Annotated in this window: 24 protein-coding genes and 1 pseudogene; 14 read left to right on the top strand and 11 right to left on the bottom strand. The window is 62.0% G+C overall.

Annotated features, from left to right (window positions below; genetic code table 11):
* Positions 1-28: 28 nt before the first annotated feature.
* Positions 29-952 (top strand): LysR family transcriptional regulator, encoded by a 924-nt coding sequence (locus H096_RS19560; RefSeq protein ID WP_016976427.1) that lies wholly within the window; start codon positions 29-31, stop codon positions 950-952.
* On the opposite strand, the gene H096_RS19565 is transcribed toward H096_RS19560, so the two are convergent.
* On the bottom strand, positions 897-1,559 hold the full coding sequence (locus H096_RS19565; protein WP_033900994.1) for a TetR/AcrR family transcriptional regulator: 663 nt from the start codon (positions 1,557-1,559) through the stop codon (positions 897-899). The genes H096_RS19560 and H096_RS19565 overlap by 56 nt on opposite strands.
* A 121-nt stretch (positions 1,560-1,680) precedes the next feature.
* Here H096_RS19565 and H096_RS19570 point away from each other — a divergent pair, with 121 nt between their 5' ends.
* The 3 genes from H096_RS19570 to H096_RS19580 all read left to right on the top strand — a co-directional run bounded on the left by H096_RS19570 (position 1,681) and on the right by H096_RS19580 (position 5,071).
* Positions 1,681-2,898: an MFS transporter gene (locus tag H096_RS19570; protein ID WP_033900996.1), complete on the top strand. Its 1,218-nt coding sequence runs from the start codon at positions 1,681-1,683 to the stop codon at positions 2,896-2,898.
* Between the two features lie 94 nt (positions 2,899-2,992).
* Positions 2,993-3,787: a DNA/RNA non-specific endonuclease gene (locus tag H096_RS19575; protein ID WP_033900997.1), complete on the top strand. Its 795-nt coding sequence runs from the start codon at positions 2,993-2,995 to the stop codon at positions 3,785-3,787.
* Between the two features lie 72 nt (positions 3,788-3,859).
* On the top strand, positions 3,860-5,071 hold the full coding sequence (locus tag H096_RS19580) for a YeeE/YedE family protein (protein ID WP_033900999.1): 1,212 nt from the start codon (positions 3,860-3,862) through the stop codon (positions 5,069-5,071).
* A 1-nt stretch (position 5,072) separates the two neighbouring features.
* Here the strand turns inward: H096_RS19580 and H096_RS33410 are convergent, their stop codons facing one another.
* Complete coding sequence (locus H096_RS33410; RefSeq protein ID WP_080642368.1) at positions 5,073-5,234, bottom strand: DUF2986 domain-containing protein; 162 nt, start codon at positions 5,232-5,234, stop codon at positions 5,073-5,075.
* Between the two features lie 139 nt (positions 5,235-5,373).
* On the opposite strand from H096_RS33410, the gene panB reads away from it, so the two are divergent.
* A complete protein-coding gene (panB, locus tag H096_RS19585) occupies positions 5,374-6,189 on the top strand; it encodes a 3-methyl-2-oxobutanoate hydroxymethyltransferase (RefSeq protein ID WP_033901002.1) in 816 nt (271 codons plus the stop codon).
* On the opposite strand, the gene H096_RS19590 is transcribed toward panB, so the two are convergent.
* From H096_RS19590 to H096_RS19600, 3 genes are read right to left on the bottom strand one after another with little or no spacing between them, the layout of a single operon-like run.
* Positions 6,177-7,571 (bottom strand): PLP-dependent aminotransferase family protein, encoded by a 1,395-nt coding sequence (locus tag H096_RS19590; RefSeq protein ID WP_033901004.1) that lies wholly within the window; start codon positions 7,569-7,571, stop codon positions 6,177-6,179. The genes panB and H096_RS19590 overlap by 13 nt on opposite strands.
* A 6-nt stretch (positions 7,572-7,577) precedes the next feature.
* Positions 7,578-8,096, bottom strand: coding sequence for a DUF2569 domain-containing protein (locus H096_RS19595; RefSeq protein ID WP_033901006.1), 519 nt, complete (start codon positions 8,094-8,096; stop codon positions 7,578-7,580).
* Positions 8,097-8,134: 38 nt separating this feature from the next.
* A complete protein-coding gene (locus H096_RS19600; RefSeq protein WP_033901007.1) occupies positions 8,135-9,175 on the bottom strand; it encodes an alpha/beta fold hydrolase in 1,041 nt (346 codons plus the stop codon).
* Positions 9,176-9,307: 132 nt separating this feature from the next.
* Between H096_RS19600 and msrA the strand changes: the two genes are divergently transcribed.
* Positions 9,308-9,814 (top strand): peptide-methionine (S)-S-oxide reductase MsrA, encoded by a 507-nt coding sequence (msrA, locus tag H096_RS19605; RefSeq protein WP_033901009.1) that lies wholly within the window; start codon positions 9,308-9,310, stop codon positions 9,812-9,814.
* A gap of 54 nt (positions 9,815-9,868) precedes the next feature.
* On the opposite strand, the gene H096_RS19610 is transcribed toward msrA, so the two are convergent.
* From H096_RS19610 to H096_RS19630, 5 genes and pseudogenes are all read right to left on the bottom strand, one after another.
* Positions 9,869-10,315, bottom strand: coding sequence for a hypothetical protein (locus H096_RS19610; protein WP_033901011.1), 447 nt, complete (start codon positions 10,313-10,315; stop codon positions 9,869-9,871).
* A 24-nt stretch (positions 10,316-10,339) separates the two neighbouring features.
* On the bottom strand, positions 10,340-10,855 hold the full coding sequence (locus H096_RS19615) for a hypothetical protein (protein WP_156717502.1): 516 nt from the start codon (positions 10,853-10,855) through the stop codon (positions 10,340-10,342).
* 145 nt (positions 10,856-11,000) lie between these two features.
* The gene (locus tag H096_RS19620; RefSeq protein ID WP_033901015.1) at positions 11,001-12,251 is read right to left on the bottom strand and encodes an NAD(P)/FAD-dependent oxidoreductase; all 1,251 of its coding nucleotides are present in this window, start codon (positions 12,249-12,251) and stop codon (positions 11,001-11,003) included.
* A gap of 20 nt (positions 12,252-12,271) precedes the next feature.
* Positions 12,272-12,718 (bottom strand): type II 3-dehydroquinate dehydratase, encoded by a 447-nt coding sequence (locus H096_RS19625; RefSeq protein ID WP_033901017.1) that lies wholly within the window; start codon positions 12,716-12,718, stop codon positions 12,272-12,274.
* 17 nt (positions 12,719-12,735) lie between these two features.
* Positions 12,736-13,158: pseudogene (locus tag H096_RS19630) on the bottom strand (RidA family protein).
* A 182-nt stretch (positions 13,159-13,340) separates the two neighbouring features.
* On the opposite strand from H096_RS19630, the gene H096_RS19635 reads away from it, so the two are divergent.
* The 8 genes from H096_RS19635 to H096_RS19670 all read left to right on the top strand — a co-directional run bounded on the left by H096_RS19635 (position 13,341) and on the right by H096_RS19670 (position 21,429).
* Positions 13,341-14,315: a LysR family transcriptional regulator gene (locus H096_RS19635; RefSeq protein ID WP_033901019.1), complete on the top strand. Its 975-nt coding sequence runs from the start codon at positions 13,341-13,343 to the stop codon at positions 14,313-14,315.
* 214 nt (positions 14,316-14,529) lie between these two features.
* Positions 14,530-16,047, top strand: a complete 1,518-nt coding sequence (locus H096_RS19640; protein ID WP_033901021.1) for an amino acid ABC transporter permease/ATP-binding protein — start codon at positions 14,530-14,532, stop codon at positions 16,045-16,047.
* A gap of 26 nt (positions 16,048-16,073) precedes the next feature.
* The gene (locus H096_RS19645) at positions 16,074-16,946 is read left to right on the top strand and encodes a phytanoyl-CoA dioxygenase family protein (RefSeq protein WP_033901023.1); all 873 of its coding nucleotides are present in this window, start codon (positions 16,074-16,076) and stop codon (positions 16,944-16,946) included.
* A gap of 26 nt (positions 16,947-16,972) precedes the next feature.
* Positions 16,973-17,803 carry an ABC transporter substrate-binding protein gene (locus H096_RS19650; protein WP_033901024.1) on the top strand — a complete coding sequence of 277 codons (831 nt, stop codon included), beginning with the start codon at positions 16,973-16,975 and terminating at the stop codon, positions 17,801-17,803.
* Between the two features lie 54 nt (positions 17,804-17,857).
* Positions 17,858-18,589, top strand: a complete 732-nt coding sequence (locus tag H096_RS19655) for a class II aldolase and adducin N-terminal domain-containing protein (protein WP_033901027.1) — start codon at positions 17,858-17,860, stop codon at positions 18,587-18,589.
* A 9-nt stretch (positions 18,590-18,598) separates the two neighbouring features.
* Positions 18,599-19,273, top strand: coding sequence for a DUF1028 domain-containing protein (locus H096_RS19660; protein ID WP_033901029.1), 675 nt, complete (start codon positions 18,599-18,601; stop codon positions 19,271-19,273).
* Positions 19,270-20,427 carry an acetylornithine deacetylase gene (gene argE / locus H096_RS19665; protein WP_033901030.1) on the top strand — a complete coding sequence of 386 codons (1,158 nt, stop codon included), beginning with the start codon at positions 19,270-19,272 and terminating at the stop codon, positions 20,425-20,427. The genes H096_RS19660 and argE overlap by 4 nt, the downstream gene beginning before the upstream one ends.
* A gap of 102 nt (positions 20,428-20,529) precedes the next feature.
* Positions 20,530-21,429: an MBL fold metallo-hydrolase gene (locus H096_RS19670; protein ID WP_241495518.1), complete on the top strand. Its 900-nt coding sequence runs from the start codon at positions 20,530-20,532 to the stop codon at positions 21,427-21,429.
* On the opposite strand, the gene H096_RS19675 is transcribed toward H096_RS19670, so the two are convergent.
* Positions 21,423-22,667, bottom strand: coding sequence for an acyl-CoA dehydrogenase family protein (locus tag H096_RS19675; protein ID WP_033901034.1), 1,245 nt, complete (start codon positions 22,665-22,667; stop codon positions 21,423-21,425). The two genes, H096_RS19670 and H096_RS19675, sit on opposite strands and share 7 nt — an antisense overlap.
* Positions 22,668-22,835: the final 168 nt, after the last annotated feature.

A 22,835-nucleotide genomic window follows, 5' to 3' on the forward strand; every position in this document is an offset into this window, starting at 1 on the left:
GCTTGAGCGGATACCCGGTGTCACCCCTATGAAGCGCCATTTCGAAGATTTGCAGCTGGGCAGTATCGAACTCTTCTGCCTCGCCGCCGAAGCCAGCAGCTTCACCGCCGCCGCGCAGGTGGCGGGTGTCACCCCGGCGGCCGTGAGCCGCAGCATCTCGCGCCTGGAAGAACGCCTGGGTTCACGCCTGTTTGTGCGCACTACCCGCAGCATCCGTCTTACCGACAGCGGCCGGACCTTTTTCGAGCAATGCCGCCAGGCCTTGACCCAACTGGTGGAGGCGCAACAGGAAGTGATGGGCGCGCAGGCCGTGCCGTCGGGCTTGCTGCGTATCAGCATTCCCACCACCTACGCCCATCACCGCTTGCTGCCGCTGCTGCCCAGGTTTCGCGCGCTGTACCCGCAAGTCACGGTGGATATCCACATCAGCAACCGCAATATCGACTTTGTCGCCGAAGGGTACGACCTGGCCATCCGTGTGCGCGCCCAGCCGGACTCGTCGCTGATTGCCCGCCTGTTGGAAGACGGCGAACTGGTAGTAGTGGCATCGCCGTCTTACCTGAAGCGCGCCGGCATCCCACAGACGCTGGAAGATTTGCCCACCCACGAATGTATCCAGTACGAACTGCCGAGCAATGGCCGGCGCATCTCCTGGTTGTTCCAGGTGGATGGCAAGCCGCAAGAGTATGCGGGGGAGGCGGGGTACAGTTGTTCCGACGATGTGCTCGGCGGCGTGACCCTGGCCAAGCATGGCGCGGGGTTGTTTCAGACCTACAAGTTCATCGTCGAACAGGAACTGGCAAACGGTAGCCTGGTGGAGGTATTGCAACCGTTTGGCGGGCGTTCGCGGCCGTTTACCTTGTTGTATCCCCATGGGCGCTATGTGCCGCATCGGGTTAGGGCGTTTGTGGATTTCCTGATGCAGTGTCGGGACGAATGGGCGGCGCCGTAGAGGCCGCGATATCCCAGGTCAGCAGGAGTTGGCTGATTGCCGCGTCGATAGTGACATGGGGCACGTTGTCCCGCGCCAGGATCGAAACTCCCTGCAGGAAGCTGTCAAACACCGTCGCCATCACCGCCGGGTTGACCGTCTGCGGCAATTGCCCCAGACGGATCGCCCGCTCCACACACGCCACAATCCCCGCACGGGTGCGTCGCCGCGACTGGGTCAACCCATCCGCCACCCTTGTGTTCTCCGGGCTCGGCGCGCTCATCACCCCCAGCGCCACCATGCAGCCCTTGGGGTGGCCGTCTTCGCACTGCATGCGCGCCGACTGGCGCAGCGCTGTTTCAACCGCCTGCCGTGGTAAGAGGCTTTCGTCCCACAGGCATTCGGTGACTTGGGCGTAGGTCGCCAGGTAACGCTGCACGCACTCGTCGAACAGCGCCTCTTTGGAGCCGAACGCCGCATAAAAACTCGGTGCGGAGATGCCGCCACCCAGGCCGGCCTTGAGCTGGGCGAGGGAGGTGGCGTCGTAGCCGTGTTGCCAGAACAGGTGCAAGGCCTGGTCCACGGCGTGTTCGCGGTCGAAAGTGCGGGGGCGGCCCATCTGTGCCATGTCAGGTCTCCGGTGGATAGCGAGATAAATACTAGTCGATACATAAGTCGTTGACAACGTGATGTGCGCGCCTGCAACATTTATATCGATCAGTATCTAAGTCCCGCTCAAGGAGTTTCCCGTGACACCCTCACTTACGTTATCGGCGTCATCCGACCGCTTGCCCATCGGCGCTTTGCTCGCCCTGGCCATGACCGGCTTCATCTGCATCGTCACCGAAACCCTGCCGGCGGGCCTGTTGCCGTTGATCAGCGAAGGATTGGCGATTTCGCCGTCGATGGCCGGGCAGATGGTCACGGCCTATGCGTTGGGCTCGGTGCTGGCAGTGATCCCCATGACCATCGCCACCCGTGGCTGGCGGCGGCGCAATGTGTTGCTGCTGACCATCGTCGGCTTTTTGCTGTTCAACTCGATCACCGCGTTGTCGTCTCACTACGGCGTGACACTGGTGGCGCGGTTCTTTGCCGGTGTGGCGGCGGGGTTGGCCTGGAGCCTGCTGGCCGGTTACGCCCGGCGCATGGTTGCGCCACACCAACAGGGCAAGGCACTCGCGCTGGCGATGGTCGGTACACCGATTGCGTTGTCGTTGGGTGTGCCGTTGGGCACATGGCTGGGTGGGCTGGTGGGGTGGCGCACGACCTTTGGCCTGATGTCGGCGGCAAGCCTGGTGCTGATTGCGTGGGTGCTGGTGAAAGTCCCGGACTACGCGCCTCAACCGGCGCACCAACGGCTGTCCCTGGGCAAAGTGTTGACCACGCCGGGCGTGCGGCCGGTGCTGGCGGTGGTGATCAGCTGGATGCTGGCGCACAACATTCTCTACACCTACATCGCGCCGTTCGTAGCGCCTGCCGGATTGGCAGAGCGGGTTGACCTGGTGCTGTTGGTGTTCGGGGTGGCCGCGTTGGCGGGGATCTGGCTCACGGCCAAGTTGGTCGAGCCACTGCTGCGCCAGACCGTGCTGGTGAGCCTGGTGACCTTCGCGGCGATAAGCCTGGTGTTCGGTTTTCTGGGCAATGTGCCCGAGGTGATCTATTTCGGCGTAGCGGTGTGGGGCCTGAGTTTCGGCGGCGCCGCGACCCTGCTGCAGACCGCCCTGGCCGATGCGGCGGGGGATGGCGCGGACGTGGCGCTGTCGCTGAATGTGGTGGCGTGGAACAGCGCGATTGCCGGCAGCGGTGTGGTCGGCGGCGTGTTGCTGGACACCTGGGGCGTGGCGTCGTTTCCGTGGGCCATGCTGGTGTTGATCGGCGTATCACTGGTGATCGCCTGGGGGGCCAGTGCCCACGGCTTCACGCCGGGCGCGCGGGATGCGGGAAAACCTACAGCGGTCGGGCACTAATCTGACATTCGTTAGTCAATAATCCTCGCAATATCATCCACTTGGCTCCGCTCGGCGGAGCCAGTCGCTTCACTTCCTTTCGAAGATTTAATGCATGTACCTACGCAAAATTGCCGTTGGGCTGACCGCCCTTGTTTTGCTTTCCTCTGGGGCCAACGCCCGAAGCTTGCCGGACCTCTATTCCAAGCAGGAAAAACAGCTCAGCTTCGACAGCTGCGCCGACCTGTTCCCCGCCGACCCGATCAAGACCGCCACCGTGCCGGCCGCAATGAAACCCCTGGCCCTGTGTTCCGACCATTTCGCCGTGCTCTACTCGCAAACCAGCAAGACGCCCTTGGTGGTGGTCGAACGCTTGAACGCTGCACTCCTGAAAGACGCCAAGGGCGAGGAGCGCACCAACCAGTTCTACGCCGATCCGCGCATTCCCAAAGGTGGCCGTGCAGAGTTGAGCGACTACCGCGCCCAGCATCCCGCCGTGGACCGTGGCCACCAATCCCCAGCCGCCGACGCGCCGAATGCCAACGCCATGGCGCAGTCGTTCGCGCTGTCGAACATGGTGCCCCAGGACCCCACGAACAACCGCAAGATCTGGAGCAAGGTCGAGGCTGACGTGCGCAAGTTCGCCTTGCGCGCCGGTGGCGATGTGTACGTGTTTACCGGCCCGCTGTTCGACCCTGGCTACGGCACCATCGGCGCCAACAAGGTCTGGGTGCCGACGCGCCTGTTCAAGCTGGTGTACGACGCTTCCAGCAAACGTGCCTGGGCGTATGTGCTGCCCAATGCCGAGACGCGCATTCAAAAACCGATGGATTATGAGACGTTTGTTAAGAGCACCGGGCTCAGGTTGTTGGGGGATCTTCCGGTGTTGGGGTCCGTGGGGCGGAGTTGACCAAGCCCGCTCACCACAATGTCTTGCCTTGGGGTTTATACTCGCGCCCATTCAAATCTACCGAGATATCCCATGAACACCTCTGTTCCTCTCGCTCCCGCGCGCACGCCCGTCGCGCCGTTGGTGGCCTTTATCATTCTGGTGCTGGGTGCCCTGTTCCTGCAAAACAGCGTCGGCTCGCACCAGGTGTTGTTGCTGGTGGTCGGCGCGGCACTCGGCTTGACCCTCTATCACGCGGCCTTCGGGTTCACCTCGGCCTGGCGCGTGTTCATCAATGATCGCCGTGGCGCCGGCTTGCGTGCGCAGATGGTGATGCTGGCGATTGCGGTGATGCTGTTCTTCCCTGCATTGGGGGCGGGCAGTTTGTTTGGGCAGCCGGTGGTCGGGCTGGTGGCGCCGGCCGGGGTGTCGGTGGTGTTTGGGGCGTTCATCTTTGGCATCGGCATGCAGTTGGGCGGCGGCTGTGCGTCGGGCACGCTGTTCACCGTGGGCGGCGGCAATGCGCGCATGCTGGTGACGTTGTTCTTCTTTATCTGTGGCTCGCTGATCGCTACGCACCACGTGGACTGGTGGTTTGCGCTGCCGGCCTTCCCGGCGGTGTCCATCGTCAAGAGCTTCGGCGTGGTGCCGGCGATGGGCCTGAGCCTGGTGGTGTTTGCGATCATTGCAGTGGTGACCGTGCGGCTGGAGAAGGCTCGTCATGGTCAATTGGAAGAGGGGGTGAAAAGCGAGCATCAAGGCCTGCGCCGCTTCGTGCGCGGCCCGTGGCCATTGGTGTGGGGCGCCATCGGCCTGGCCTTGCTCAACTACGCCACCCTGGCACTGGCGGGTCGGCCATGGGGCATTACCTCGGCGTTTGCGTTGTGGGGCGCCAAAGTTGCCAGCGGCCTGGGTGTGGACGTGGCCAGTTGGGCGTTCTGGCAGATGCCGGGCAACGCCAAGGCGCTGGCTGCGCCGGTGTGGGAAGACATCACCAGCGTGATGGACATCGGCATCGTCCTCGGCGCGCTGTTGGCCGCCGGCCTGGCCGGGCGTTTCGCCCCCAGCCTGAAGATTCCGGCGCGTTCGCTGGTGGCAGCGGTGATCGGCGGCCTGTTGCTCGGCTACGGCTCACGCCTGGCGTACGGCTGCAACATCGGCGCGTACTTCAGTGGCATCGCCTCGGGCAGCCTGCATGGCTGGGTATGGCTGGTGGCGGCGTTCATTGGTAACAGCGTGGGCGTGCGGTTGCGGCCGTTTTTCTTCGCGGGTGAGCGGCCGCAGGTGGCGTTAAGCGGTTGCTGAGTCAGTCCTGAACGGAACTGTCTGGCGCCTGAGCCGCTTCAGCCGCCAGCTTTTCCCGGTCCGCCTTGCTGATGTATTTATCCTTTTTCTTCGGCGCCAATTTGGCGTTGGCCTTCTTGGCTTTTTCCTTGAAGAGCTGCTGGAGTTTTTTCTGGCGGTTCATGGGGTTCTATCCGGGTTGTTCAGGCTCGGGATGATACCAGCTTCGCCCACTGGGTCGCTTTTTAGCGCCGATCTGTGCATTGAATCGCCTGTCCTTTCGCCAATAATCGGGTGTTCCACTGCACAACGGAAGACACTCGATGAGCCTCCACACCCGCACCAAACGCCTGACCGTCCCGCAATTGGTCGCCATGAAGGGCCAGCAGAAGATCGTTTCCCTGACGGCCTACTCCAGCACCATCGCCAAGCTGATCGACCCGTGGGTCGATTTCATCCTGATCGGTGATTCCACGGCCATGGTCGGTTACGGCCGGTCTTCGACCTTGAGCATGCAGCTTGAAGAAATCATCGGCCACACCCGCGCTGTGGTCGACAGCACGCGCCTGGCGTGTGTCATTGCCGACATGCCGTTTGGCAGTTATCAGGAATCCAACGAGCAGGCCTTTCGCAATTGCGCGCAGGTGTTGGCGCGCACCGGCTGCGATGCGGTGAAGCTGGAGGCCAACCAGGCCTTGGCCGGGACCGTCGAGTTCCTGGTGGCGCGGGGAATTCCGGTCATGGCGCATGTGGGGCTGATGCCGCAGTTCGTCAATGTGATGGGCGGCTTCAAGGCCCAGGGCCTCACCGCCGAAACCGGCGCGCGGATTGCCGAGGACGCGCGGGCCAATCTGCAGGCGGGTGCGTTCAGCCTGGTGCTTGAGGGCGTGGCTGAAGGTGTGGCCCGTCAGATCACCCTCGACTCAAAAATGCCCACCATCGGTATCGGCGCGTCACCGGCCTGCGACGGCCAAGTGCTGGTCACTGAAGATGTGCTGGGCCTGGGCGGTGAACACCTGCCGCGCTTCGTCAAACAGTACGCGGATGTGGGAGCAGTGATCCGCGACGCCTGCGAGCGGTTTGCCGAAGACGTGCGCCATGGCCGTTTCCCTGAGGCGCGGCACTGCTACGGGCTCTGACGAACCGCCTGCGACAACTGTTCGACGGCCTGGGCAATATCCTTGCTCCAATCGAGGGTGAAGCTCAGGCGCAGGTGCTGTTTCCAGCTGCCTTGCTGGCTGAACAGTTCACCAGGGGCAATCACGATGCGCTCGGCCAGCAGGCGTTCGAACACCCGGGGCATGTCGACCGGGTGCGTGGCCTCAAGCCAGAAGCATGCGCCGCCCTGTGGAATCGTCCCCTCAAACGCGCCATTGGCGTACTCGTCCAGCAGGGCTTTCATGCGGGTCATGCAGTCGTGCAACAAGGCCCTCAGTTTGTGCAGGTGCGCGTCGATGCGCTTGGACGTGAACAGCTTGGCGATCGCTTTCTGACGGATCGGTGAGAGGCGAAACGCCCGCTCCAGGAACACACGCTGCAACTGCGGCCCACACCCACGGCACAGCACATAACCGTAGGGGGCCTCCGAGCCGATCACCTTGTCGAACGTCGAGAAAACCAAGAGTTTCTGCGGATCGGCAAAGTCACGGTAGCGCGCCGGCGGGGTCGCGAAATACAAGTCGCCGTACGTGTCGTTTTCGAACAACCAGATAGCCCGTGCCGCCAGCCACCGGCAGATCTGCTGTTTATCCTCGGCCGGCATGCGGCTGCCGTGGGGAATGTTCACGGTGGATGACAGTACCGCCAGGCGGATGGGCTCACGTTCGAGCAGTTCATTGAGCACGCGCAGGTCGAAGCGGCCGTCGGCGTCGAGGTGCAGTTCGATCACGCGGATGTTCGCCGCCTGCAACTGGCGCAGGATCGCCCACGAACACGGTGACTCCACCAGCGCCACGCTGCCCGCCAGGTCCAGAGCATTGAGCGATAGCTCCAGCACGCTGTGCAGGTCTGCGCCGATGTACACCTGATCGGCCTGCCAGTAGTTGTCCGTGGCACGGGTGTAGCGTTCGGCCAATGCCGCGCGCAACTCGGGCTCGCCGAAGGGCAAATACTGCGGTGTGAGGGCGCGCGGGTAGTGGCGGGCCAGTTCCCGCTCGATCATCAGCAACGGGTTTTCCAGCGACAGCAGGATGGCCGGGACGTCGGCGCTCAGGGCCAGCATGCCCGGTTGGCGGGAGGTGGCGAAGACCTGATCGAGCAGATTAGCTGAGCGTTCAGTCGACAGAGGCGCGGGCGTCAAAAGGGTGAAATAACCCAGCTTGGGCTTGGCGACGATTCGGCCTTCATCCTCCAGCAGCGAATAGGCGTACTTGGTCGTCGACACCGATACGCCGAGGCGCTGCGCCAATTGGCGCAGCGACGGCAGTTTTTGCTCGGTTTGCGCAGGGCTGACCTCGATCAACTCGACGAGGTAGCGATACACCGCTTGATAGGCGAAAGCGGTGTGCTTGGGGTTAGCCATGCGTGTTCAAGAGGTGACGGTCGCGTGCGCGTCAGCGCTCTGCGGCTTATGCATGACAAACGTTGCCTTTACCCGTTTGGATACCAGCATGTAAGGCACCCATACAAACAAGGCGAACAATGCCCGTGCCATTTCTTTTGCGGTGTCGTTGTCGAAGATGGGTTTATCCACCAGAACGAAGGAGCACGCCCAGGCATCAAGAGGCACGAACACAACCGATGCAATCACCGTGGCGATATAAACCTTGGGGAACAGGTAATGCTTGGTGAAGAACAGATAGACCAAATAAGCGTAGGTGGCCACAAACAATCCGTTGATCAGCGTTTCTGAAATCAGGATCGGCCCCCACAGTGGGCTATATAGGGGCAATCCCGGCGTACTGACGGCGGTGAATGTGCCATTTGTGAAAATCGGGTAATAAATGGTGAGGAGGTTAAAGCTCAGGCGGATAATCGAGATGAACAGACCTATCCCGACCAATATGAGCCAGCCGCTTAGCCCCTTTAAATCTTTGCTATCTTGCATGTCGCGCTCCGTGGGTGACTAACGTTTCGAATAATTGATCAATGGCTGGACGATTGGCGCAGAAACGCAGTGATCAGTTCTATTACCTGTTGTTGGATTTGCGCCCTCGGCCGAGCGCCCTCACCATCCCGGCAAATCATGCCATCGCCCGGCGAGCTTTCTTCAATCAACTCCATGCCGCCCGGCTTGCAGATCGACATGAACGTGAAGTGAGTGGCATCGCCGATCTCCACGTACTGAGTCGAGGCTTTGGGCAGGCGCTTGACCAACGCGGCGGACTCCAGGTTAGGGTCCATGTCCTCTGTGGGCACGCCACCCGCAATCACCAGAGCCGGCACCGGAAGGGCGGCGAGACTGGCGTCGGTGAAGCCAGGTGCGAGGCCCAGGTCCAGGGACACAATGGCGGTGACGCGTTTGTCGCTCAAGTCAGCGGCCAGGTGGGCTTTGCCTTCGGGCGTGCCAGCGGGGTTCATCTCATGGTAGCCAATGCAACCGCCGAGCTTGGGGTGTGCGTTGCAGGCTTGGGTGAACAGGTCGGGATCGAAGCGTGCGCCGGCAATCTCCAGCACGGTCCAGCCGCCGAGGGAGTGGCCGACGGCGGCAATGCGATTGTTTGCCACCGCGCCAAATTGCTTGGGCTGGGCCAGGACCGCGTCAATGGCGCGACTCAGGTCGGCCGGGCGCTTCCATAACTGAGCGGCGGCCTGCGGGCTACGGTCCTTGGTGGTGGTGCCGGGGTGATTGACCGCCGCCACGATGTACCCTTTGTGCGCCAATGCACTGGCCAACCACACCTGTTTGCCCCAATTACCGCCGTAGCCGTGGGAGAGCACGACCAAAGGATGCTCACCGGCAGCTGGTGGTGCATCTGTCACCGCGAGGGCGCCGATGAACACCCCGTTGTCGGCGATCAGTTGGGGTTTGGCGGTGCTTGCAGCGGGATACCAGACCACCATTTCCAGCGGGCGGCTGGTCTGCGCGTCGGGCAGGGTGGTGGTTTTGAAGCCGACGGGGCTTTCGGCCGCGAGGGCGGGCGTGGTCAGGCAAAACACAAGCAGGGCGCGCAAGGCGGTTTTCATTGTTGTTATCTTCCTTGATTTTGGTCGCGCATCATTACCTGAAACCGATCGTCTGGGTACCCCCCTTTACCCTTGGTATTTGCCAATACAGCCCCATAACTTGCCTGTATTCATTGCGCGGAAGAACCGACCATGACCAACCCAACCGAAACCGCCATCCTCGCCGGCGGCTGCTTCTGGGGCATGCAAGACCTGTTGCGGCGTTACCCCGGCGTGCTGCACACCCGCGTCGGCTACACCGGCGGCGATGTGCCGAATGCCACCTACCGCAACCACGGCAACCATGCGGAAGCCATCGAGATCGTGTTTGACCCGGCGGTAATCAGTTATCGGCAGATTCTGGAGTTCTTTTTCCAGATCCACGACCCGAGCACACCGAATCGACAAGGCAATGATCGTGGGCCGAGTTATCGCTCGGCGATCTATTACCTGAGTGAGCAGCAACGGGACGTGGCCGAGGATACGGCAGCGGATGTGGATGCTTCGAAGTTATGGCCGGGCCGAGTGGTGACCGAGATTGAGCCAGCGGGGCCATTTTGGGAGGCAGAACCGGAGCACCAGGATTACCTGGAGCGGATTCCCAATGGATACACCTGCCACTTTATCCGGCCGAACTGGAAGTTGCCCAAGCGCGGTTAAGACAGCGCAACGGCAGAACAACAAAGGGGACGAATCAATCCGTCCCCTTCACGGTCAGCCAGCACAGGTCTGCTTGTCGATTTCGAACCGCCCGACTTCTTTTTCGTTTTTGCTGCCAAAAATATAAATCAAGGTGCCGCCCAGCGTGAGGATTGGCGAGCCTTTAGACATCTGCGCGGCGCAAACAACCTGGGTGATGTCGGAGAATGTCGCGTCCAGGTCAAAGCTATCGGGCTGGGTATCGTAATTGACCAGCGTGTAATAGAACTTTATCGCGTGGCTGTTAGCCGCTTCCGCCCGGTCGAACCTGATGTCCTCGTTGACCATCCAATTACGAGCCGTCGTTCGCGCGGTCAGGATGATCAGGTCGCTGAGGTAGCTGGGTTTACTAGGCTCAGGTGTTTCTTCGAAGGCCTGTTTTATCAGCACGCCGGCCAAACCAACAAACAGCAAACCCCACGCCGAATACCAAAACACTTTCTTGGTTTTTTCTGTTGCCACGTTATCGTCTCCTTGACCCTTCACTTATTTCCCTAAATCCCCGACGGCCAGGACCTGCGGTGCATATTGGAGGTACCACGCACGTTGACCGACAAGCAGGTCGCGGGCGAGTTCGAGCTCTCGCTCGGACATGGCGGCATAAACCCGCTCACTGCGGTCAACGTGTTGCACTTGGTTGTTGACCACTGTGTAGAGCGCCCAGCCTTTGCTTTCCATGCATAGGCGGCTGCCCTGATTGATGATTTGCGCTTCGGTGTAGCCCAGGGAGCGAAAGACCTGCACACCCTGGCCATTCTTTTGGTAAGTAGCGACCTGAAATTGAACACAGGTGTTCAGGCTTTCGCTGAACTGTGTAGCGGAAGACACGTTGTGAGGCACTTTGAAATAGACGTTGCCATCCTTGAAGTCCATATCCGCTCGATCGGAGACCACGCTTTGCGCAGAACTTAAATAACGGGCCTGAGGCGTCGAGGTCGATGCACAGCCGTTGAGGAGGCTGCCAACCACGGCCAGCGTAAGCAGAGAAAGGGTGATTCGCATCGAGACGTCCTTGGGGTGTTTCCCAGGTAAATCCATTGGCCATTGAGGCCGGGCATAGCGCAGCTTTGGCAGGGCAGTGGCGCAGTGCGCAATGTTGACACAAACAGGGCTTTAACCGAAGAAACGGCTTCGCAGTGATGGGGGATCAGCGCTTTTCGTACGCCCTGTACTCGTTCTGCAGCACGATATGGTCCGCCACGTACTTCGCATCGTGCCAAACCCCATAGATAAACGACGATGCGCGGTTTACCAGATTCGGCAACCCCAGGAAGTAGATGCCGCTCTGCGCGGAGATCCCGCGTTTGTGGAACGGCTCGCCTTTCTCATCGAATGCATCGACCTTCAACCAGCTGAAATCGAACGTGAAGCCAGTGGCCCAGAGAATCGTGGTCACGCCCGCTTCAGCCAGATCCAGGCTCAACATCGGATTCACCAGGCACTCAGGATCTGGCAACAACTCCCAGGCTTGCGGCTCCGGCGGAAACGGCAAGCCGTTGGCCTCGATATAGGCGTCTGCATCGCGCAGCACATCAAAGTAGGCGCGATCCCCTTCAGCCACGTTCCCGGCCAAGCCCGGTTGGAAGGTCATGACGCCGTCTTTCCAATCCTGGGTGACGCCCACCAAGTGAATCCCTTGGTGGGCCAGTCGGCGGAAGTCGACGGTCTTGCCACCTTCATAGCCACTTACTGCAAAGGCCACGTGTTTTTTCTTCGGCTGGATTTTGACTTCATCCCACAGGCCCAACGCACCCAGCCACCAACAGTAGTCACGGCCGCGATAGGCGCGGGGCGGGCGGTAGTGTTCGCCCACCGAGAGGTACACGGTCTTGCCGGCCTTTTGCAGTTCTTCGGCGATTTGTGAGCCGGAGGCCCCTGCGCCGACGACCAGTACAGCGCCTTCAGGGAGTTGACCGGGGTTCTTGTAGCTGGACGAGTGCAGTTGGTGCAGCGGCGCGGTGGTCGGAACGATGTTTGGGATGGAAGGGCGCTGGAACGGGCCGGTGGCTGCTACCACATTGGCGGCTTCGATCACGCCGTCCGATGTCGTCACCTTGAAGCCGGGTCGCCCCACATGACGTTCTACCTGCTGTACTTCTACTCCGGTGCGCACGGGGGCCTGCAACTTGTCCACGTAGGCTTCGAAGTAGTCGGCCATGCGTTCCTTGGGAGGAAAGGCTTCCGGCGAGATGCCCTCGAATGTGAGGCCGGGAAACCGGTCATGCCAGGCCGGGCCGTTGGCGACCAGGGAATCCCAGCGCTCCGAGCGCCAGCGTTCGGCGATGCGGTGGCGTTCCAGCACGATGTGCGGCACGCCCATCAGCGACAGGTGTTCGCTAATGGCGACGCCGGCCTGGCCTGCGCCGACGACCAGGGTGTTGATTTTTTCGACGGACATAGGCGGTTCCTGCACAGTCATTAGGCGGTTTGGTCCAGCAATTCGGCCACGGCCGTCAGTGCCAGTTGGTAACCCAGCGCCCCCAGCCCGGCGATCACACCGGTGGCGGCCTTGGACACGTAGGAGTGGTGCCGAAAGCTTTCGCGCTTCCAGATATTGCTCATGTGCGCTTCGAGAATCGGGCCGTCGAAGGCCAGCAGCGCATCCAGGATCGGCACCGAGCTGTAGCTGAGCCCGGCGGCGTTGATCACGATGGCGTCGGCGTTCAAGCGTGCCTCTTGAATCCAGTCCACCAGCACGCCTTCATGGTTGCTCTGGCGAAAGTCCAGGGTCAGGCCCAATGTCGCGGCGAGGTCTTGGCAGCGGGCTTCGATGTTGGAGAAGCTCTCGCTGCCATAGGTGCCGGTTTTGTCCAGGCCGTAGAGGTTGGCGTTGGGCCCGTTGAGGAAAAACACAGAGTGGGTCATGGCGTACTCCAGGTTATTCAGGGCTGCCAGTCATCCGGCACAACCGCAATCACGTCGATTTCCATCAACCACTCCGGCTGGCCCAAGCCTGAGATCACCAGTCAGGTCGAGATCGGGAATACGCCTTTGAGCCACTTGCCGACTTCCTGGTACACCGGCTCGCGGTAGCGCGGGTCGATCAGGTAGGTGGTGGTCTTCACGATGTGCGACAGGTCAGAACCCGCCTCTTCCAGCAGTTGCTTGACGTTCTTCATTGCCTGTTCGGCCTGGGCGCGCGGGTCGCCCAAGCCCACCAGGTTACCGTCGAAATCGGTGCCGATCTGACCGCGCACATAGATGGTGTTGCCGGCGCGCACGGCCTGGCACAGGTCATTGTCCAGCGCCTGGTTGGGGTAGGTCTGTTGGGTGTTGAACATGCGGATGCGAGTGTGGGTCGGCATAACGGCAACTCGTGGGAAACGGGATGCAGCCAGCTTCACACCGGCCTGATTGCAACGAAACCAGCATTTGCGCGGGGTAGTGCTTAGGAAAAACCGAAGCCCGTGCAGGTCATCGGTTTGCGCGTGACCCGGCACGAACCCTGCAACGCACCCGGTACAGTCATTGTTGAGGGGCAGGCGTGATGCTCAGTCGTATTACTCAGCGTCAACTGGAGTATTTCGTTGCGTCGGGAGAGGCGGGCAGCATCAGTGCGGCCGCTGAACGCATCCATGTGTCGTCGCCTTCGATTTCGGCGGCGATCACCCATATGGAGGCCGAACTGGGCATCCAGCTGTTTATCCGCCACCACGCCCAGGGCATTTCCCTCACGGCGGTAGGGCGCCTGGTGATGCAGGAAGCCAAGCTGATCCTGGAGCAGATGACCAACCTCTACACCATCGCCTCGGAGTCCTTGAACACCGTGCGCGGGCCGTTGCGGGTCGGCTGCCTGGCGTCGCTGGCGCCGATGATCACGCCGGAACTGGTGTTTGGTTTCGGCCGTGCGTTTCCCGGTGTGCGGCTGACGCAAGCCGAAGGCAACCATGAGGAACTGCTGGAAAAGCTGCGCAGTGGTGAGCTGGATATCGCCCTCACCTACGACCTGGTGACCAGCCCGGACATCGACTTCCAGCCCCTGGCCCAGCTGCCGCCGTATGTGATGGTCGGCGAGTATCACCCGCTGGCGAACTCGCCGGCCGTCAGCATGCAAGACCTTGAGGCTTACCCGGTGGTGCTGCTCGACACGCCGTGGAGCCGCGACTATTTCCTTAGCCTGTTTATCCAGGCCGGCACCACGCCGAACATCATCATGCGCTCCACCAACCTCGAAACGGTGCGCGCCATGGTGGGCAACGGCATCGGCTATTCCTTCGCGAATGCGCGGCCCAAATCGAACCTGTCCCAGGACGGCAAACGGGTGATCCGCCTGCGCCTGGCCGGTTCACACCGGCCGATGCGCTTGGGCTACGCCACTGCCTGCAACACGCAGCCGTCGCGGGTGGTGTCGGCGTTTGCCGAGCGCTGCCGCATGTTTGTGTCCGACCAGTACATCCCCGGCATGGCGCCGCCGAGCTTTTTTGATCCGCATGCGGTGCGGGTCTTGAGTGGGGTGAGCTGATTTCCTCAGGTGTTCGCACCAAAAAGTGGCGAACGGGTCTTTTTGGGGCTGCTTCGCAGCCCAACGCGGGGCAAGCCCGCTCGTCACACACAGCCTTCTGGGCTGCATAGGTTCTGCCTACCCAGTGCCCCGGCTTTTACGAATTGACCCTAAGTGCCTCCCCCCACGACTCTGAACCCATCGATGTAGATCAACTTCTCAGGGCACAGCGACGATGACATTCGACTGGAATTACATGTTTGGCTTGCTGGGCGATGCCGAGTTCTGGCGTGCGACGTGGACGGTGATCAAGCTCAGCACCCTGACCTGGGTCTTGAGCATCGGCCTGGGCTTTCTGCTGGCGCTGGCCAAGCAGTCCAAGCATGGCCTGCTCAGCGTGCCGGCGCGCGGTTACATCTGGCTGTTCCGCAGCCTGCCGCTGCTGGTGCTGCTGATCTTTATCTACAACCTGCCCCAAGCGTTGCCCGGCACCTCGGCGGTCCTGGCCGACCCGTTCTGGTCCGGCCTGCTGGCGCTGGTGATCTGCGAGACCGCCTACGTGGCCGAGATCCATCGCGGTGGCCTGCTCTCGATTCCCAAGGGCCAGGGCGAAGCGGCGCGGGCACTGGGCCTGAAGTTCTTCGGCACGCAATGGCGCGTGGTGATTCCCCAGGCGTTGCGGGTGGCGTTGCCGTCGCTGGCCAACGAATACATTTCCATCGTCAAGCTCACCTCGTTGGTGTCGGTGATTTCCCTGACCGAGATCCTGATGGTCGGCCAGCGCCTGTATTCGCAGAACTTCCTGGTGATCGAGACCATGGCGGCGGTGGCGTTCTTCTACGTGTTCATCGTCACGGTGTTCGACTTCCTGCTCAAACGCCTGGAGCGCTTTCTCGACGTCAACCAGCGCAACGTGTCCCGTGTTCCCGATGCGGCGGTGCTGGCCCTGGCCACCCAACAGCGCACCGCCTTGGCGCGCCCGGCCACCAACGGCGAACCTGCGTTGCAGGCCGCGCGGCTGCACAAGGCCTACAACGATATCGAGGTGCTGGGCTCGGTCAACCTGCAGATCCAGCCCGGTGAAGTGGTGTCGGTGATCGGCCCTTCCGGCTCTGGCAAAACCACGCTGATCCGCCTGCTCAATGGCCTTGAGCAACTGGACAACGGCGAGATCAGGATCAATGGCCAGCCATTCATTCACTTGAACAAAGTCGGCGCGCAGAAACCCCAGTACATCGAGCACGCCGAGCACCGCCTGAACATCGGCATGGTGTTCCAGAGCTTCAACCTGTTCCCGCATTTGAGCGTACTCGACAACCTGCTGATGGCGCCCAAATACCATCGCCTGGGCGCGACCTCCGAGCTCAAGCAACAGGCCTACGCGCTGCTGCACAAGGTCGGCATGCTCGATCACGCCTGGAAGTACCCGCACCAGCTGTCCGGCGGCCAACAGCAACGCGTGGCCATCGCCCGCGCCCTGATGATGCGCCCGCAGATCATGCTGTTCGACGAGCCCACCTCGGCCCTCGATCCAGAGAAAGTCAACGAAGTGCTGCAAGTCATCGAAGCCCTGGCCGAGGAGGGCATCACCATGGTGATCGTCACCCACGAGATGAACTTCGCCTTCAAGGTCTCCGACCGCATCGTGTTCATGGAGAAGGGCCGCGTGGTCTGCGACGACACGCCGGGCGCCTTGCGCAGCGGCCACAACCCACGCGTGGAGGCGTTCCTCAAGGACGTCTCGCTGGCGTGACCCCCTCAACGTTCAGGAAAAACACAATGATCGAGCAAGCGCACATCGAACAATTCCAGCGTGACGGTTTCTTGGTGGTCGAAGGCGTGTTGTCGCCGGAGGAAGTGGCCGCGTTGCAACACGATTTCGACCAGTGGGTCGAAGAAAGCCGCAGCCATGAGCAGGGTTGGGGTGCCACCGTCGATGGCCGCGAGCGCTTTGACTTGGAGGGCGATCACCGCGCCGATCACCCGTCGCTGCGCCGGGTGAGTTCGCCCACCGAGATTTCAGCGGCCTATGAGCGCATAGCGTTGCACTCACGCATGGCGGCGATTTCCGCGCAGTTGATCGGCGCCCATGGCACACGCTTTCACCACAGCAAGATCAACTCGAAACTGCCCCACACCGCGACCCAGGTGAAGTGGCACCAGGACTTCCTGTTCACGCCCCACAGCAACGACGACATCGTCACCGCCTTGCTGATGGTCAGCGAAGTGACCCCGGAAAACGGCCCGCTGAACGTGATCCCCGGCAGCCATAAGGGCCCGTTGTGGTCGCACTGGCAGCACCAGCGGTTCACCGGCTCGGTGGACGACGCGGTCGTCGAAGAACACTGCCAGCAACCGGTGGCCTGCTACGGCCCCGCGGGCTCCGTGTGCTTCATGCACACCCGTCTTTTGCATGCTTCCAGCCCCAACGAGACCGAACTGCCGCGCACCCTCTTCATCAGCGTATATGCCGCTGAAGACGCGCTGCCATTCGGCGAAAACCCTCTGCCCAGTGCACATGCCGGCCTGCTGGTGGCCGGTGAAGAAAGCGGCTTGGTGCGTTCCACCGAAAACCACATGCGCTTGCCGCAAAAGCCGCGTGGCGCCTCGTTCTTCGTGCAACAGGCGGGACAAGATTGCGCCACTGCCTAACCCCCTAAACCTTGCAGGTAATCACCATGACAGCGTTTCGTAAAAGTGTTCGTCCCCTTGCCGTGTGCCTGCTGGGCGCAGCGGTTGCGATGACTTCGTTGGCGGCTTCGGCGTTCCAGCAGGACGGCAAGATCATCGCCGGTTCCGACGTAACGTTCTTCCCCTATGAGTACATGGATAACAACAAGCCCGCAGGCTTTGACATCGAGTTCATGGACGGCCTGGGCAAGGTCATGGGGCGCAAGGTCGAGACCCTCGACACGCGGTTCCCCAACCTGATTACCGGCCTGCAAGCCGGGCGTTTCGATGTGACCAACTCGTCGATGTACATCACGGCGGAGCGGCTCAAGGTCATCGACATGATCCCTTACCTCAAGAGCGGCGAGTCGATCCTGACCCTTAAGGACAGCAGCTTCCAGCCCAAGACCCCGGAAGAGTTCTGCGGCCACAAGATCGGCTCCATGGGCGCCACATCCTGGCTGGCGCAGATGAACAAACTTTCCACCGAGTACTGCGTGGCTAAAGGCTTGAAGCCGATCCAGATCAGCGAATACAGCACCGACCCGCAAACCACCCAGGCCCTGCTGGCCCACGCGGTTGAAGCGCAGATCACCGACGCCGCCGTGGCCCGTGGCGTGATCGACAAACTCGGCAGCCGCGTGGTGATTTCCTCCGACACCCTGATCTACCCGGTGCTCAACGGCTTCGGCGTGAAGAAGGGCAATGACACGGTGAAAAAGGCCCTGATCGAGGGCCTGGAAAAATACCGCGCCACGCCGGAATACGCCGCCTTGCTCAAGAAGTACAACTTCCAGGCACCCACCGATGCCGACATCGCGGCATTGATGCCGAAGTAAACCCATCAGCGCGTGCCGCATACCCGTGCGGCCGCGCCCTGCGGAGACCGATTCATGGCGTTATCCCACGAAGAACAGACGCGCATCGACTTGGCGGCGACCTTTCGCATCATCGCGCACCTGGGCATGCATGAGGCAGTGGCCAATCACTTCAGCGCTGCCGTGTCGGCCGATGGCAAACAGTTTTTGCTCAACCCGAAGTGGAAGCACTTCTCGCGCATTCGCGCCAGCGACCTGCTGCTGTTGAACGCCGACGATGCGTCCTGTGCCGATCACCCAAACGTGGACGCCACCGCCTGGTCGATTCACGGGCAGATCCATCGCCTGCTGCCGCAGACCCGCGCGGTGCTGCATTTGCACCCGGTCTACACCACGGCTGTGGCGTGCCTGGCCAAGCCGCATATCCCGCCGATCGACCAGAACACCGCGCGCTATTTCAACCGCGTGGCGGTGGACGAACTGTACGGCGGCATGGCCGACACCGAGGCCGAAGGCGCACGCCTGGCCGGGTTGCTGGATGGCAAGAGCCGGCTGCTGATGGGCAACCACGGCGTGATGGTCACGGCGGGTTCCATCGGCGAAGCCTTTGACGATATCTGGACCCTGGAACGCGCCTGCCAGATCCTCGTCACCGCCTGGTCCACCGGGCAGCCGTTGCGGGTGTTGTCGGATGAAGTGGCGGAAAAAACCGCGCGGGGCTGGGAAGGCATTGCCGATTTCTCGCGCCAGCACTTTGAAGAAATGAAGCAATTGATGATCGACGCTGACCCTTCGGTGCTCGACTGAGGACTCCACATGACGTTTTCCGTTGTCGCCCGCTGCGCCGAGACGGGCCAGTTGGGCATCGCCATCAGTTCATCGAGCATTGCCGTGGGCGCGCGTTGCCCGTGGCTGCGGCCCGGCGTGGGGGCGGTGGCGTCGCAGAACATCACCTTGCCAAGCCTGGGGCCGCAGGTGCTGGACTTGTTGGAGCAGGGCTTGGCGCCAAGTGAGGCGTTGGCCGCCTTGGCTGGGCAGGATCACAGTGAGTACCGCCAGGTCACGGTGATTGATAACCAGGGCCGCACCGCACATTTCAGTGGCGCGCAGACCCTGGGCATCCACCATGCGGTGAGTGGCGAGCAGTGTGTGGCGGCGGGGAATATGCTCGCCCAATCTGCTGTGATCGACGCCATGGTGGCGGCTTTCGAACAGGCCTCCGGGCCTCTGGCCGACCGCCTGCTGGCGGCGATGCACGCCGGTCTGGCCGGCGGTGGTGAAGCGGGGCCGGTGCATTCGGCGGCGCTGGTGGTGGTGGATGACCTCTTGTGGCCCATCGTCAATCTGCGCGTGGACTGGGCCGATGAAGACCCCATCGGCGCCCTCGATCAACTCTGGCAGGCCTATCGCGGGCAGTTGCAGGCCTACATCGATCGCGCCATCAACCCACAGATCGCCCCCGGCTACGCCGTACCGGGAGACGACCGATGAACAGCCGCGACCTGCTGGCGCAACTGGTGCGTTTCGACACCACCAGCCGCGAATCCAACCTGGCCTTGATCGACTTTGTGCGTACGTATTTGCAGGGCCACGGCGTGGCCTGCGAGCTGGTGTACAACGAACACAAGAGCAAGGCCAATCTGCTCGCCACCATCGGCCCGGCAAAAATGCCCGGCATTGTGTTGTCCGGGCATACCGACGTAGTGCCGGTGGATGGGCAGCGCTGGAGCGTGGCGCCGTTTGACCTCACCGAGAAAGACGGCAAGTTGTACGGCCGTGGCACGGCGGACATGAAGGGTTATATCGCGTGTGTGTTGGCGTGTGTGCCGGCCTTGGTGAAGGCCTCGCTGCGCATGCCGGTGCACATTGCGCTGTCGTATGACGAAGAAGTCGGCTGCCTGGGTGTGCGCTCGCTGATCGAGCGATTCCATGATCAGCCGGTCAAGCCCTTGTTGTGCGTGATCGGCGAACCCACTGAACTCAAGCCGGTGCTCGGCCACAAGGGCAAGCTGGCAATGCGTTGCCATGTGCACGGCGCAGCGTGCCATTCGGCCTATGCGCCGGCGGGGGTGAATGCCATTGAATACGCCGCGCGCTTGATCAGCGAGCTAGTGCGGCTCGGCGAAGCGCTGAAGGCGCCGCAGCATCTGGATCAACGCTTTGATCCGGCGTTTTCCACGGTGCAGACCGGCCTGATCAACGGTGGCAAGGCCCTGAATATCGTCCCGCAGGATTGCAGTTTTGACTTCGAAGTGCGCTCCTTGCCGGCCCAGGATCCCTGGCAGGTTGTCCAGCAATTGCAGGTATACGCCGAGCAAACCCTGCTGCCGGCGATGCGGGCGGTGAGCGGGCAAGCGGCGATCAGCCTCAGCGAGTTGTCCAGCTATCCGGGTTTGGCCACGTCGCTGGAAAGCCAGGCCGCCGAGTGGGTGGCGCAGTTCTGCGGCTCGCGGGAATTCGGCACCGTGGCGTTTGGCACTGAAGGTGGGCTGTTCGACCAAGCCGGTATTCCAACGGTGGTGTGCGGGCCGGGCAGCATGGAGCAGGGGCACAAGCCGGACGAGTTCATCAGCGTGGCGCAGTTGCAGGCCTGTGATCGGATGCTGGCGCGGGTGCTGGGGTTTGTGAGCCAGCCTTCAAACTAAGGTATACACGGCCCATACCCAGGTAGGATTCCGAGCGTTGTAGCCCCGTCGCACACTGTTTGGCAGGCGATGCATTCGCCTTCAAACAACAGGAGAGCGACCATGACAACCCTAATGAAAGCCCCGACCGAAGAACTGGTGCCGTCGCGCTACGCAGTGCGCGTCGGCGAAATTGATGTGCTGGTGATCAGTGACGGCGTGCTGCCGCTGCCGACCCAGACCATGTCCACCAACGCCGACCCCGCCGCCCGCGCGGCTTGGTTCAAGGAGATGTTCCTCGGCCCGGACGCGTTCGACTGGGCGCTGAATGTGCTGGTGGTGCGCAGTGGCGAGCAGGTGATTCTGGTCGACGCCGGCCTGGGTGGGCAGTTCCCCGGCTTTCCGCGGGCCGGGCAGTTTCCCAAGCGCCTGGAAGCGGCCGGTATCCCGTTGTCCTCGGTGACCGACATCGTGATCACCCACATGCACATGGACCATATCGGCGGCCTGCTGGTGGACGAGGTGAAACGCAAGTTGCGTGCGGACGTGCGCATTCATGTGGCGGCCATCGAGGTCGATTTCTGGGCGTCGCCGGACTTCACCTATACCGACATGCCTGCGCCGGTGCCGGACGTGCTACGGGCTACGGCCCAGCAATTCATGGGGTTGTACAAGGACAATCTGCATACCTTCGACGATGAGCATGAAGTCGCGCCGGGTGTCGTCGCCAAGCTCACCGGCGGCCACACGCCGGGGCACAGCGTGGTGTACGTGACCTCTGGCGGCGAGCGGTTGACCTTTGCCGGCGACGCGCTGTTTCCCGTCGCCTTTGAACATCCGGATTGGCATAACGGTTTCGAACACGACCCCGAAGAGTCAGTGCGCGTGCGCGTCCGGCTGATGAACGAAGCGGCGGCGAGCGGTGAGTTGTTCGTGGCTACCCACCTGCCGTTTCCGTCCGTGGGGCGGGTGGTGGTGGAGGGGGATGCGTTTCGTTGGGTGGCTGCATTCTGGGATTACTGATCCTTGGCCACACCCACCCGCCACTGCGCAGGCGGCAAAATCCCATTCACCAGGTAATTCCCCACAATCCGCGATTTGTACACGCGCGGGTTGTGGTTCGCCAAGGTCCGCGCGTTTCGCCACAACCGGTCCAGCGCCTTGTTGCTGGCGGTGGCACTGGCGCCCAGTGCATCGAACAGCGCCGTGGTGGCCGCCAGTGTTGCATCCACCACTGGGTTCACTGCCAGGCACACTTCCAATTCAGCCAGCGCAACTTGCGGATCGTCATCGTGCAACGGCTGGTCATGGGCGATCACATACCGCGCGGTGAACTCCAGCCGCTGAGCCGCTTGCTGGGCGATGGCTTGCGCGGCGTAGGCCTGGCTGGCGACTTCGCCGATCACTTGCAGCAGTTGCACGTCCTGGCCGGCGGTGTCGGCATTGCCGGTGGTGAAGGTGCGCGCGCGTTGGCTGAGTTCTTCGGCGCCGCTGAGGGCGGCGCGGCGGGCGATGCCGGCGAGGGTGCTGAGGTGGTAGAGCTGGAAGAACGACTGGCCGTGGCCAAACCGCTGTTGGGTGAGGCGTACCTCGTCGTCCACCACAGGCGCGTTGTCGAAGAGGCAGGTGCCGCTGGCGGTGAGGCGTTGGCCGAAGCCGTTCCAGTCATCGACGATTTGCACGCCGGGCGCCTTGAGGTCCACGACCACGCTGTAGATCGTGCCGTCTTCGCCGGTGGCGATGGTGTTGATCAGGTCGCTGTAGAGCGCGCCGGTGGTGTAGAACTTTCTGCCGCTGATGCGCAAGGCGCCGGCTTCGTCACGGTGCAGGCGGGTTTCGAAATCGCCACGGGTCTGGTTGCCGACTTCGGTGCTGCCGGGGGAGAGCAGGGCACCTTGGCCAAGACGGTCCAGCCACTTGGCGCGCCAGTCGAGGTCCTTGGCGCTGAGCACATCCTCACAGAAACCGAAGTGCCCGCGCAGGGCCTGGGTGATGTTGGAGTCGGCGGCGGACAGTTCCGTGAGCAACGCCAGCAGCTCGACCAACGTTGCATCCTGGCCGCCGTAACTGGCTGGCAGGCGCCAGCGCGGCAAGCCCAAGGTGTTCAGTTGCTGGATCACGGTGGCGAGGCTGCCGCGTGTCTGATCCGCCACGGCCGCCTGCGCGAGAATCTGCGCAAAGAGCGGGCGAAACGGCGCGGCCAGTTGTTCGTAGCGGGCAGTGGGCGGTGCGCCCCAGATGTTCAAAGCGGGAATCGACATGCAATGGACCTTGCAGAAAATGGTTCAGGTGCTGGGGTCCAGTGGTCTGGTGAACTCACCCTAACTCAGGCGCGGCGAAGTTTTTAATACGAAAAGCAGCTAGCGACCTGTACGACGGTTCTATCGATAGTGCCCAACAGTATTAAACCCCGCGCTTTTATTGCGTTA

The sequence above is a fragment of the Pseudomonas sp. FH1 genome (assembly GCF_000510895.2).
Lineage (GTDB): Bacteria > Pseudomonadota > Gammaproteobacteria > Pseudomonadales > Pseudomonadaceae > Aquipseudomonas > Aquipseudomonas azotoformans_A.

What these genes read in the sequence shown, in the direction of transcription:
- H096_RS19560 (WP_016976427.1), top strand. Translation starts at nt 29, where the DNA reads ATGAAGCGCCATTTCGAAGATTTGCAGCTGGGCAGTATCGAACTCTTC.
- H096_RS19565 (WP_033900994.1), bottom strand. Translation starts at nt 1,559, where the DNA reads ATGGCACAGATGGGCCGCCCCCGCACTTTCGACCGCGAACACGCCGTG.
- H096_RS19575 (WP_033900997.1), top strand. Translation starts at nt 2,993, where the DNA reads ATGTACCTACGCAAAATTGCCGTTGGGCTGACCGCCCTTGTTTTGCTT.
- H096_RS19580 (WP_033900999.1), top strand. Translation starts at nt 3,860, where the DNA reads ATGAACACCTCTGTTCCTCTCGCTCCCGCGCGCACGCCCGTCGCGCCG.
- H096_RS33410 (WP_080642368.1), bottom strand. Translation starts at nt 5,234, where the DNA reads ATGAACCGCCAGAAAAAACTCCAGCAGCTCTTCAAGGAAAAAGCCAAG.
- panB (WP_033901002.1), top strand. Translation starts at nt 5,374, where the DNA reads ATGAGCCTCCACACCCGCACCAAACGCCTGACCGTCCCGCAATTGGTC.
- H096_RS19590 (WP_033901004.1), bottom strand. Translation starts at nt 7,571, where the DNA reads ATGGCTAACCCCAAGCACACCGCTTTCGCCTATCAAGCGGTGTATCGC.
- H096_RS19595 (WP_033901006.1), bottom strand. Translation starts at nt 8,096, where the DNA reads ATGCAAGATAGCAAAGATTTAAAGGGGCTAAGCGGCTGGCTCATATTG.
- H096_RS19600 (WP_033901007.1), bottom strand. Translation starts at nt 9,175, where the DNA reads ATGAAAACCGCCTTGCGCGCCCTGCTTGTGTTTTGCCTGACCACGCCC.
- msrA (WP_033901009.1), top strand. Translation starts at nt 9,308, where the DNA reads ATGACCAACCCAACCGAAACCGCCATCCTCGCCGGCGGCTGCTTCTGG.
- H096_RS19615 (WP_156717502.1), bottom strand. Translation starts at nt 10,855, where the DNA reads ATGCGAATCACCCTTTCTCTGCTTACGCTGGCCGTGGTTGGCAGCCTC.
- H096_RS19620 (WP_033901015.1), bottom strand. Translation starts at nt 12,251, where the DNA reads ATGTCCGTCGAAAAAATCAACACCCTGGTCGTCGGCGCAGGCCAGGCC.
- H096_RS19625 (WP_033901017.1), bottom strand. Translation starts at nt 12,718, where the DNA reads ATGACCCACTCTGTGTTTTTCCTCAACGGGCCCAACGCCAACCTCTAC.
- H096_RS19635 (WP_033901019.1), top strand. Translation starts at nt 13,341, where the DNA reads ATGCTCAGTCGTATTACTCAGCGTCAACTGGAGTATTTCGTTGCGTCG.
- H096_RS19640 (WP_033901021.1), top strand. Translation starts at nt 14,530, where the DNA reads ATGACATTCGACTGGAATTACATGTTTGGCTTGCTGGGCGATGCCGAG.
- H096_RS19645 (WP_033901023.1), top strand. Translation starts at nt 16,074, where the DNA reads ATGATCGAGCAAGCGCACATCGAACAATTCCAGCGTGACGGTTTCTTG.
- H096_RS19650 (WP_033901024.1), top strand. Translation starts at nt 16,973, where the DNA reads ATGACAGCGTTTCGTAAAAGTGTTCGTCCCCTTGCCGTGTGCCTGCTG.
- H096_RS19655 (WP_033901027.1), top strand. Translation starts at nt 17,858, where the DNA reads ATGGCGTTATCCCACGAAGAACAGACGCGCATCGACTTGGCGGCGACC.
- H096_RS19660 (WP_033901029.1), top strand. Translation starts at nt 18,599, where the DNA reads ATGACGTTTTCCGTTGTCGCCCGCTGCGCCGAGACGGGCCAGTTGGGC.
- argE (WP_033901030.1), top strand. Translation starts at nt 19,270, where the DNA reads ATGAACAGCCGCGACCTGCTGGCGCAACTGGTGCGTTTCGACACCACC.
- H096_RS19670 (WP_241495518.1), top strand. Translation starts at nt 20,530, where the DNA reads ATGACAACCCTAATGAAAGCCCCGACCGAAGAACTGGTGCCGTCGCGC.
- H096_RS19675 (WP_033901034.1), bottom strand. Translation starts at nt 22,667, where the DNA reads ATGTCGATTCCCGCTTTGAACATCTGGGGCGCACCGCCCACTGCCCGC.